The 10,277-nt window shown below is 61.0% G+C and carries 8 protein-coding genes; 3 read left to right on the top strand and 5 right to left on the bottom strand.

The window, feature by feature from the left end:
- Positions 1 to 16: 16 nt before the first annotated feature.
- The 3 genes from QP934_RS11070 to leuA form a co-directional block, all read right to left on the bottom strand.
- On the bottom strand, positions 17 to 874 hold the full coding sequence (locus QP934_RS11070; protein ID WP_419127550.1) for a hypothetical protein: 858 nt from the start codon (positions 872 to 874) through the stop codon (positions 17 to 19).
- A 109-nt stretch (positions 875 to 983) separates the two neighbouring features.
- Positions 984 to 1,760: a hypothetical protein gene (locus tag QP934_RS11065; protein WP_419127549.1), complete on the bottom strand. Its 777-nt coding sequence runs from the start codon at positions 1,758 to 1,760 to the stop codon at positions 984 to 986.
- A 57-nt stretch (positions 1,761 to 1,817) separates the two neighbouring features.
- Positions 1,818 to 3,635 (bottom strand): 2-isopropylmalate synthase, encoded by a 1,818-nt coding sequence (gene leuA / locus QP934_RS11060; protein ID WP_419127548.1) that lies wholly within the window; start codon positions 3,633 to 3,635, stop codon positions 1,818 to 1,820.
- Between the two features lie 219 nt (positions 3,636 to 3,854).
- On the opposite strand from leuA, the gene QP934_RS11055 reads away from it, so the two are divergent.
- Positions 3,855 to 4,982, top strand: a complete 1,128-nt coding sequence (locus tag QP934_RS11055; protein WP_419127547.1) for a mannosyltransferase family protein — start codon at positions 3,855 to 3,857, stop codon at positions 4,980 to 4,982.
- Here the strand turns inward: QP934_RS11055 and QP934_RS11050 are convergent.
- The gene (locus QP934_RS11050; RefSeq protein ID WP_340419441.1) at positions 4,979 to 5,857 is read right to left on the bottom strand and encodes a DMT family transporter; all 879 of its coding nucleotides are present in this window, start codon (positions 5,855 to 5,857) and stop codon (positions 4,979 to 4,981) included. The two genes, QP934_RS11055 and QP934_RS11050, sit on opposite strands and share 4 nt — an antisense overlap.
- A gap of 227 nt (positions 5,858 to 6,084) precedes the next feature.
- On the opposite strand from QP934_RS11050, the gene QP934_RS11045 reads away from it, so the two are divergent.
- Entirely contained in the window at positions 6,085 to 7,350 is a 1,266-nt protein-coding gene (locus tag QP934_RS11045) for an aspartate kinase (RefSeq protein ID WP_179387282.1), read from the top strand.
- 34 nt (positions 7,351 to 7,384) lie between these two features.
- Positions 7,385 to 8,416 carry an aspartate-semialdehyde dehydrogenase gene (locus QP934_RS11040; protein ID WP_419127546.1) on the top strand — a complete coding sequence of 344 codons (1,032 nt, stop codon included), beginning with the start codon at positions 7,385 to 7,387 and terminating at the stop codon, positions 8,414 to 8,416.
- 110 nt (positions 8,417 to 8,526) lie between these two features.
- On the opposite strand, the gene QP934_RS11035 is transcribed toward QP934_RS11040, so the two are convergent.
- Positions 8,527 to 9,927, bottom strand: coding sequence for a hypothetical protein (locus tag QP934_RS11035; protein WP_419127545.1), 1,401 nt, complete (start codon positions 9,925 to 9,927; stop codon positions 8,527 to 8,529).
- Positions 9,928 to 10,277: the final 350 nt, after the last annotated feature.

Genomic DNA, 10,277 nt, shown 5'->3' with positions numbered 1-10,277 from the left:
AGATCTACACTCTTGGCTATTCGTCGGCAGCGTCAGATGTGTATAAGAGACAGGCGCCGGCAGTAGTGCCGGCGGGAACAGCGGGTGCGGCCTGTGCGCGGGCTGCGGTGGCCGCGGACATGATGGCGGCGCCACCGGCGACAATGCCTAAGACTAGGCCGGCGTGGTGCTTATTGGCGGCGTTGTGCGCGTAGATGGTCAGCGCGGGGCGGTCATCGGCGTTGTAGTGGAAGTAGCCGTGGGCAATGGCCAGGCGGCCGGATTTGGTGCAGTCGAGCACGGCGGGGGCAATCTCGCGGGCGGCGTCTCGCGGGAGGGAGCCTAAGAAGGTGCTATTGACATAGACATCAACGGTATTTCGACGCAGGAAACCGCGGGTGTGCAAAGAGACGAGGTAGTGCTCGTCGGTTTGCGGAAAGCCGGTGACGTCCTTGGAAAATTCCGTTAATGTGGCGGTGGTCTCGCCGGGCAGCATGGTCCAGCGCTGCGCCGGCGGGTTATTGGCGGGGATGCACAGGTGCGGTGCCGGCAGGAATAGGTTGAGCGTGGGCCATTCTTCGCCGGAGGCGTCCGTCATGCTCACATGGGCAGTGGCGTGCGGGTGCAGGCCGGCGCTGAGAATCCAGTCAAAGAGGGCGTAGGCCTGGGAGTCGGCGGCGCTGAGGTGACCCACAAGCGAGTCATCGATCCGAACCGCGAAGCCTTCCTGGGCGGTGCGGGGACCGAGTTCCGCGGAGAAATAACCGCCTTCCGCGGCGGTGGACTCGAGCAATTCGCTGAAAACTTCTGGCGAAACATCCCCGACGGGCAGATTATGGATCACGCCAAAACCGTGGTCGGGGACCACGTAGGTGGCGGAATCCAGCGAAGTCATTGGGGCCTTTCTATACAGGACAATAGTAACACCGTATTTTAGGCACTGACTTGGGCCATTTCCAATTTCCCTGCCGGTGAATAAGGGGCGTTGTCCTGAGCAAAAGTTTCTACAGGATAAAAATGACTACGGCGATAAGCGCTGCAATCATCAGTAGGGCAATGAGGGCAGGCCACCACTGGCGGTGCGGTGCGGAGTCATCGATGCTTATGGCGCGGAAGCTCGTGGTTTCGAAGGTTTCGGTGGCGGCGGGGGAGGTAGGGGTGGCGTCGGCAAGCGAGGCTTCCTTTGAATCCGGCAGCGGCGCACCCGCATAGATACTGAGTACCCGGCCGGTGCTGCGCGGCGCATGGTAGGCGTGGGCTAGGGTTATGCCCTGCTTGGCGACGTCCACCCCTTCCAACCGCCCCAGCCACCGCGGGCCCAGGTAGGCATCGGTGCCGGAACCGGTGGTGCTGGGTGAGAGCGTCACCAACACGTGCATGCGGGCCTGGGCGGGAATATCCAGATCTGCGGGGAGATCGGTGATATTGATGGGCGGGGCATAGCCCAGCATTGTCCACGGGCCCGCTGGCGGATTATTTGCCGGCAGGCAAAGGCCCGGCCGGGGCAGCAGCAGTGACAGTGAGCCATCGGGCTGCGGCGCGGCGGTGGCTGCAGGGGTGAGCCCGGCGCGAAATAGTAGATCTATTTCGGGATACTCGGCGCGGTCGGCACTGGTGATGTGCCCGATGGGGGAGGCGGTGCGCACCTCCAAGCCACCGTCCTGACGGGGCGCCAGGGTGACGGTGAACTCTCGGTTTTCCTTCGTCTGCGCACCATAGATGGGCAGGGCCTGCACGGCGCCCAAGCCGCGGTGCGGAATGAGGTAGGTAGAAGAAGGCATACCCACCCTTCTACCACGCCGGGGCGCGGCGCTGGTGTTTAGCGCCGACGGGCGGGCTCAGGCTAGGGCGCGGTTGACGGCGGAGTTAATCGCGTTGATGGAAGCCCGCGTGGTGGAGCCGGCGATGCCTGCTCCCCAGACCTTGTTCTGGTTGACCTCGGCAGCGATATAGCAGGCGGCCTCGGCGTCGTCACCGGCGGAGCGGGACTGCTGGGAGTATTCCATAACCTCGAAGTCGATGCCCAGGGATTCCAGCGCGTTGGCATACGCCGCGATGGGGCCGTTGCCGGTGCCGGAGACAGTGGACTTTTCCCCGCGGAAGGCCACCGTGGCGGTCACGGCGACGTCACCGTCAGCGGCCGGGGAGTTGTCCATGTGGAAGGCCTCCACAGTCAGCGGGGTCTCGCGGTCCAGGAATTCTGTGGCAAAGATGTCCCACATATTCTTGGAATTGACCTCGCCGCCCTCGGAGTCGGTGATTTCTTGTACCACGGTGGAAAACTCCGCTTGCATGGCGCGCGGCATATTGATGCCGTGGTCGGTCTTCATGATGTAGGCAACGCCGCCCTTGCCGGACTGGGAGTTGACGCGGATGACCGCCTGGTAGTCGCGGCCCAAGTCTTTGGGATCGATGGGCAGGTAGGGAACCTCCCAGGTGGCCTCGCGCAGTTCTTCCCACGAGACCTCGGTATTGTTCGCGCCGGGGCGGATGGTGGCCGCCAGCGCATCCAAGCCCTTGTTGATGGCGTCTTGGTGGGAACCGGAAAAGGCGGTAAAGACCAACTCGCCGCCATAGGGGTGGCGCTCTGGCACGCGCAGCTGGTTGCAGTATTCAACGGTTTCGCGAATCTGCGGCAGATCGGAAAAATCTATCTGCGGGTCCACGCCCTGGGTGAGCATGTTCAGGCCCAAAGTGACGAGATCGACGTTGCCGGTGCGCTCGCCGTTGCCAAACAGGCAGCCCTCGATGCGGTCCGCGCCGGCCATAAAGCCCAGCTCGGCGGCGGCGATCCCCTCGCCGCGGTCATTGTGCGGGTGCAGGGAGAGCACGATGTCTTCGCGGCGGGCCAGGTTGCGGTGCATCCATTCGATGGAATCGGCGTAGACATTGGGTGAGATCATCTCCACGGTGGAGGGCAGGTTGATGATCATCGGATTATCCGGGCAGGGATCCATGATCTCTACTACTTCATCGCAGACTTCGCGGGCGAAGTCTAGCTCGGTGCCGGTGAAGGATTCGGGGGAGTACTCCCAGCGCCACGTGGTGTCTGGGTAATCCGCGGCGATGGATTTGATGAGTGCGGCGGCGTCGGTAGCCAGCTTCTTAATGGCGGGCTTGTCTTTGCGGAAGACCACACGGCGCTGCAGCTTCGAGGTGGAGTTATAGAAGTGCACGATGACGTTCTTGGCGCCCTCGCAGGCCTCAAAGGTGCGGCGGATCAGGTGCTCGCGGGCCTGGACTAGTACCTGGATGGTGACGTCATCGGGAATTTTATTGCCCTCGATGATTTCGCGGACGAAGTTGAAATCCGTTTGGGAGGCGGACGGGAAGCCGACCTCGATTTCCTTGTAGCCCATCTTGACCAGCAGGTCGAACATGCGGTGCTTGCGCTCTGGGCTCATGGGATCAATCAGCGCTTGGTTGCCATCGCGCAGATCCACCGCGCACCATTGTGGGGCGTGCGTGATTTTCTTGCTGGGCCACGTGCGGTCCGGCAGGTCGATGTCTTCCACCTCGACGGCGAAGGGCTGGTAGCGCTCGTGGGGCATGGCCGAGCCGCGCTGCTTATTCCACGCGGGCTGGCCTCCGCGGCGTGGGCCGTTAGGGGTGGTGATATCGCGAGGAGCGCTGATAAAAGAGTCAGTGGGGGACATGGTGGTGCGGTTTCCTTGTCTGTGGTGTCTGTGGGAGACGGCCAGCTGGGCTTGGGTAGCCGGACTCCGCGACGGGGCGCTGGCCAGTGCTTAGGCCGAAATCCCGCCGCGGCAGATAAGGAGTAGGTCAATCCGCTGTGTCATATCGGTCACACTACAGGCTCTCTCACTATGTGGCAAGAGATTTCATTCAATGAGACGCGGTGACGGTGCGGTACTATGCTTTTCGTGTCTACAGCCCGCCATGCCGTACCTAACTCGCCATCCTTACTGCGCTCCTTGTGGGCGCCTGCCGCGCTCGTTGCGCTCATTGGAGCCGCGGTGCGCGTAGGCCTGCTCGCGGCGGTGGCCGCCGTGCAGGACGATAAGCTCTGGGGACTGCTTAATAAGTGGGACGCCAAGCACTACGTAGAAATCGCCCGCGGCGGGTACTTCGGTGCGGATATCTCTACGGATGGGCCGGTCCACGAGACGACCATGGCCTTCTTTCCGGGCTTTCCTTTCCTCGTACGTGCGATAAGCGGCATCCTGGGAACCGGCGAGGCCGGCACCGCTATTGCGCTTAACGTGCTCTTTAGCATCGCGCTGGCCGCCGGTGTGATGGCCTTGGCGGCGCAGATGGGCATGGGGAAGTGGGCCCAAGTGCTCAGCGCTGTAGTGGTAACCAGCGCGCCGATGTCCATCGTGTTTTCCATGCCGTATACCGAGGCGCTCTTTGGGGCGCTGGCCATCTGGGCGGTAGTGGCGCTGGTGGGCGAGCGCTGGTGGGCCGCCGCGGCGTATATCTTTGTGGCCGGGCTCGTGCGCCTTACCGCGGTGGACCTCGTTGCGGTCTTTGGGCTTATGGTCCTGCTGCGGGCCCGAAAGGACTGGCGAGCCTGGGCCGCGGTGGCGTTTTCCGTCGTGCCGCTGGTGGGCTATTTGTGGTGGTCGAGCAGCCACTTAAAAGAGGTTGGCGGTTACTTTGGCATTCAGAAGGAACATTGGAATTCCGGCTTTGATGGCGGCAAAGCTACGGTTATCTGGCTATGGGAGACGCTCACTGGGGCCACCAATGGCGGCTACTTGCTCAGCGCCGGCGTAATGATCGCTGCTCCGGTATGCCTGGTGCTAGCGTGGCGCCGCCTGCCGCTGGCGGCCTGGTTATTTTCTGCCGTCCTCATGGCCAATGTGCTGCTTTCTGATGGCATCATGCACTCGCGGCCCCGGCTGCTCCTGCCGGCAGTGATCGTGTTGTTGCCGTGGGTGAAAAAGGGGGCTTCGGCAAGCGTGGCGGTTATTGCCTGGGCCCTGTTTGGCGCGTGGTTTTCGGCCTATATGCTCGGCGTTTTTGAGTGGGCCATCTAGCCGCGCTGGCTCACCGGGCTGCGGGAGAGCACGATGGTGGATAGCACCATGACGGTCAGGGCGATGAGCATAATTGCCCAACCGACGGCCGTATCGATGAGGAATTTCTCTCCCAGCACCATATAGCCCAAGCCGAAGGCCACGATGGGCTCAAAGATGGTCATGGCCGGCAGGGAATGGGCCAGGGGGCCGGCGTTAAAGGAATATTGCTGGACTACCGTGCCCGTGAGTGCGAGGCCGATGAGGCCGTAGAACTGCCAGCTCGCCAATAGGGTGGTGAGCCCTTCGTGGGTGAAAATATCCACCACGGCCTTAGAGAGCAGGGCGACGAAGCCATAAATAACGCCGCAGGCCGTGCCCAATGCCAAAGGGCGCTGATCCGGTAGCTTTGCGGCCGCCGCGCCGAGGATTGCGAGGGTGGCCAACCCCACGAGGAGCGCCGGCCACCAATCGTTCCATTCTGGGCGGGGATTGCCGGCAACCGGTCGGCCGTAGATGACCATGATGCCCACCGCGATGGTCAGCGCAATGGACCAGAAAACCTCGTGGAAGGGCATCTTGCGGCCGGAGTACCACGCCGATAGCGGCAGGGTAAACATCAAGGACAGCACCAAGATGGGCTGGACGACCAGCAAGGTGCCGAAGCCGAGCGCGATAACCTGCAGGCCATAGGCGCCAATCGCAGCCGCGGTGCCCACCCACCACAAGGGGTTAGACATGGCGGCGCGCATGACCGAATCATCGGCGTCGAGGGCGATGCGGTGGCGGATGACCGTGCCCCAAGCAACCGTCAGCGCGGATGCGAGCGCGAAAAAGATGGCAAGGAGGTTGCTTAACACCCGCTCAACGGTAGTAAAGATTCCTGTTATATGCATATTCTGCGCTGTATGGCGCGCGTTTTTCTCCATGGGGCGGCCGGCGCATGGCGCGCTTTACGCTCGGGGCGTGTGAATAAAAAGCAAGCATTGTCTAGGAATTATGATGAGGACTAGACCCCTGCGGGGTAGCATGGGGATTTGACTAATGACCGACAGATATTTCTGGCTGCGTGCAGACGCGCGCGCCAGGGATGCCTTGAAAGACGAAAGGCGGCATCCTTACCGTGGCCCTGATCGTGCAAAAATATGGCGGCTCATCCCTCGAATCCGCAGACCGCATTCGCGCCGTTGCGGAGCGCATCGTGGCCACCAAGAAGCAGGGCAACGACGTCGTTGTGGTGTGCTCCGCCATGGGCGATACCACCGATGAGCTGCTCGACCTTGCCGCCCAGGTCAACCCCGTGCCACCACGGCGCGAAATGGACATGCTCCTGACCGCGGGCGAGCGCATCTCCAATGCGCTGGTGGCCATGGCCGTGGAATCCTTGGGTGCCCATGCCCAGTCCTTTACCGGCTCCCAGGCCGGTGTTCTCACCACCGAGCGCCACGGCAATGCCCGCATCGTGGACGTTACCCCAGGCCGCCTGACCGAAGCGCTGGATGAGGGCAAGATCTGCATCGTCGCCGGATTCCAGGGAGTTAATAAGGAATCGCGCGATGTCACCACGCTGGGCCGCGGCGGTTCCGATACCACCGCGGTGGCGCTAGCAGCCGCGCTGAATGCGGACGTGTGCGAGATTTATTCCGATGTCGATGGCGTGTATACCGCAGACCCGCGCATCGTCCCGGACGCGCAGAAGCTAGAGAAACTCTCCTTCGAGGAGATGCTAGAGATGGCCGCGGTAGGTTCCAAGATTTTGGTTCTGCGCAGCGTGGAGTACGCCCGCGCGTTCAATGTACCCTTGCGAGTTCGCTCGTCTTATTCAAATGACCCCGGCACCCTAGTGACCGGATCGATGGAGGATATTCCTGTGGAAGAAGCAGTGCTAACTGGTGTAGCAACCGATAAGTCCGAGGCAAAGGTCACCGTCCTTGGAATCCCGGACCGCCCCGGGGAGGCAGCGAAGGTTTTCCGTGTCATTGCCGATGCAGAAATCAATATCGACATGGTCTTGCAAAACGTCTCCTCCCTGGAGGATGGCACCACCGATATCACCTTCACCTGCCCGCGTGCCGACGGCCCACGCGCCATGGAACTGTTGACCAAGCTGAAGTCCGAGGGCGGCTGGGCCAATGTGCTTTACGACGACCAGGTGGGCAAGGTCTCCCTCGTCGGCGCCGGCATGAAGTCCCACCCGGGCGTGACCGCCGAGTTTACCGAGGCCCTGCGCGACGTCGATGTCAATATGGAGCTCATCTCCACCTCCGAAATCCGCATCTCCGTGCTCACCCGGGAGGCCGACCTGGATAAGGCAGCTCGTGCGCTGCACGATAAGTTCCAGCTTGGCGGCGAAGAAGAAGCCACGGTTTATGCTGGAACCGGACGTTAAATACTCAAAATCAACTACAGAGGATTTTTAAGTCATGACCACTGTTGCAGTCGTAGGCGCTACCGGCCAGGTCGGCCGCGTTATGCGCTCCATCTTGGAAGAACGCAATTTCCCGGCGGATAAAGTGCGCTTTTTTGCCTCGTCTCGCTCCGCCGGCACCGAGCTGGAATTCCGCGGCGAGCAGATTACCGTAGAAGACCTCGCTGAGGTCACCGAGCAGTCCGTTGCCGACGTCGATATTGCTTTATTCTCTGCCGGCGGCTCCACCTCTAAGCAGTGGGCCCCGGTATTCGCCGCGGCCGGCGCGACCGTGGTGGATAATTCCTCGGCCTACCGCAAGGACCCAGAGGTTCCCCTCATCGTTTCCGAGGTCAACCCCGAGGCAGCCAAGAATACCCCGAAGGGCATCATCGCGAACCCGAACTGCACCACCATGGCTGCCATGCCAGTGCTGAAGGTCCTCCACGATGCCGCTGGCCTGTATAAGCTCCACGTGTCCTCTTACCAGGCGGTGTCTGGTTCCGGTCTGGCCGGCGTGCAGACTTTGGCCGCGCAGGTCTATTCCGTCGGTGAGCACAATGTGGGCTTGGTCCACGACGGCTCCGCGCTTAATGACGAAGACTTTGGCCCGTACGTGGCACCTATCGCCTATAACGCTCTGCCGATGGCTGGAAACCTCGTTGATGATGGCTCCCTGGAGACCGACGAGGAACAAAAGCTGCGCAACGAATCCCGCAAGATCCTGGACATTCCGGAGCTGAAGGTGGCGGGTACTTGCGTGCGCATCCCGGTCTTCACCGGCCACACCCTGACCATTCACGCCGAGTTCGATAAGCCCATCACCCCAGAGCAGGCCACCGAGCTTTTGGGTGGCGCTCCGGGCGTTACGCTTGCCGACGTCCCCACTCCGCTCGCCGCCACCGGCATCGACGAGTCCTTGGTCGGCCGCATTCGCCAAGACCAAACGGTGGACGATAACAAGGGCCTGGTACTCGTCGTCGCCGGCGATAACCTGCGCAAGGGCGCTGCTCTCAACACTATTCAGATTGCAGAGCTGCTCGTCTAGGACAGTGCCGCTTCGCCGCCTGACGCACTAGAAAGCTCGGCGCCCTCCTTCCCTTGCTATGGGGAAAGGAGGGCGCCGAGCTTTTGGCTTATCAGCAGTGGACGAGGGAGCTAGTCCTCAGAAACCGGCTTGGCGGTGCCAGTGCCGGAGTCGGTACCAGTGCCCTTCTTGCCAAAGTCGAGGTCGCTAGTGGACGACGGAACCTCCGGCTTGGTGTGTTGCACGTAGGTCACGGACGGCTCCGGATCTTCGCGGTCATACTCAATATCATCATCATTTTCGAGCTCCTCGTGGATCTCTTCTGCGATATTGGTGACAAACTCGGTGGTTTCCATATTGGATGCTGCAGCCAGCTTGCGCAGCTCACGCTCATTCTTCTTGGTAAAGCGCTTGCGCGGGTCCAGGCGGCGGGACACCAGCTCGTGTGCGCGCATGCGGCGGTCGGACTCATCCGAGAGCTTGCTGCCGTTCTTGATGCGGTTAAAGACCATCACCACGATCATCAGCAGTCCCAGGTAGCCCAGGATCGGGTAGACGTTGCTGACCAAGGCCTGGAAGCCCACGAAAGACAAGATGAAGCCGATGATGCAGGCGCCGGCATAAACCGGGTAGAAGCGCTTGGGGTTATTGCGGGTCAAGCGCTTGCCCAGCGCGTAGAACATACCGATGGCGGTATTAAAGACCATGCCGTAAATGACAAAGGTCATCAACACGCCGAGTACCGGGTGGATGCCGGAAATTAGGCTCAGGACCGGCATGTCCTGGCCGTTGACGTCCTTAGCCTCGAAGAACAGGGCGAAGACCAAAAGTGCCAACAGGATTAGGTAGAGCAGGCCGCCAATGAGGCCACCGATGCCGACTGCACGGTTATCCAGGAAGTTACCGCCAATAACGATGGACATGGATACTGCCGTCATCACGTTCAGACCGGTGTAGTTCAGTGCGGCTAGCCACCAATTAGGCAGCGAGGTATCAACATTGTTGACCGCCCAGTCATTCATGGCAGAGAAATCAACGTCTGCATTCAAGATGGTATAGCCGGTGGCAATCACCACGAAGATGATGATGAATGGGGTGATGGTACCGATGACCGCGGTTACGCGGTCGACATCCATCAGGCCGACGATCAGCACCAAAATCAGCATGGCAGTTGCACCCACCCACACGGGGATGGATGGGAACTGCTGATTGATATTCGAACCGCCGCCGGCAAACATGACGAAGCCGATGGCGAACAAGGTCACCAGGGTGGACCAGTCCAAGATCTTGGCGGTAAATGGCGATGCGACCTTGTCGTAGACAGCGGTGTGCTCCTCGGCTTGGAAATACGAGCCGAGCTGCAGGATGGAGATGCCGGTGATCATCATCAAACCAGCGGCTAGGGCGATGCCCCACAGGCCCCAGTTACCAAAGGCCACGAAGTACTGCATGGCCTCCTGGCCGGAGGCGAAGCCTGCGCCCACGACGACGCCGATAAACGCCATGGAAATTCCGATTGCGCGTTTTAACATGAAAGGGAGAAACTCTCTTACTCACACGCGCCGGGCCCGGCATTGGTATCGCGCGGGCCCGGATCGACGGTCGATTTATCACGTGTGTACCCATCTAATAAACCACACATCGGACAGATATTTCGGGCAAGAATCGCCACAACTGTGGTCTCGTTCACCCCGGACGTTGCACGCAAAGTGCAGCTAAGTGCCAAATTTTGGGGCCCGTGGGGCGAAAGGTAACCCGTGCTGTCAAGGGGTGAATGCGCCACTTCGACCGGGAGGTAGTTGTGACGCGTTGGACTCCGAAGGATGTTAAGGATGCTGCTGTTGAGCGCGTGGTGGCAGGCGAGGCAGTTAGCCTGGTCGCG

The organism is Corynebacterium sp. MSK122, assembly GCF_030229435.2.
GTDB classification, from domain to species: domain Bacteria; phylum Actinomycetota; class Actinomycetes; order Mycobacteriales; family Mycobacteriaceae; genus Corynebacterium; species Corynebacterium marquesiae.
This window is presented reverse-complemented; position numbering and strand designations above follow the sequence as displayed.

What these genes read in the sequence shown, in the direction of transcription:
- QP934_RS11040 (WP_419127546.1), top strand. Translation starts at nt 7,385, where the DNA reads ATGACCACTGTTGCAGTCGTAGGCGCTACCGGCCAGGTCGGCCGCGTT.
- QP934_RS11065 (WP_419127549.1), bottom strand. Translation starts at nt 1,760, where the DNA reads ATGCCTTCTTCTACCTACCTCATTCCGCACCGCGGCTTGGGCGCCGTG.
- leuA (WP_419127548.1), bottom strand. Translation starts at nt 3,635, where the DNA reads ATGTCCCCCACTGACTCTTTTATCAGCGCTCCTCGCGATATCACCACC.
- QP934_RS11035 (WP_419127545.1), bottom strand. Translation starts at nt 9,927, where the DNA reads ATGTTAAAACGCGCAATCGGAATTTCCATGGCGTTTATCGGCGTCGTC.
- QP934_RS11050 (WP_340419441.1), bottom strand. Translation starts at nt 5,857, where the DNA reads ATGCATATAACAGGAATCTTTACTACCGTTGAGCGGGTGTTAAGCAAC.
- QP934_RS11070 (WP_419127550.1), bottom strand. Translation starts at nt 874, where the DNA reads ATGACTTCGCTGGATTCCGCCACCTACGTGGTCCCCGACCACGGTTTT.
- QP934_RS11055 (WP_419127547.1), top strand. Translation starts at nt 3,855, where the DNA reads ATGCTTTTCGTGTCTACAGCCCGCCATGCCGTACCTAACTCGCCATCC.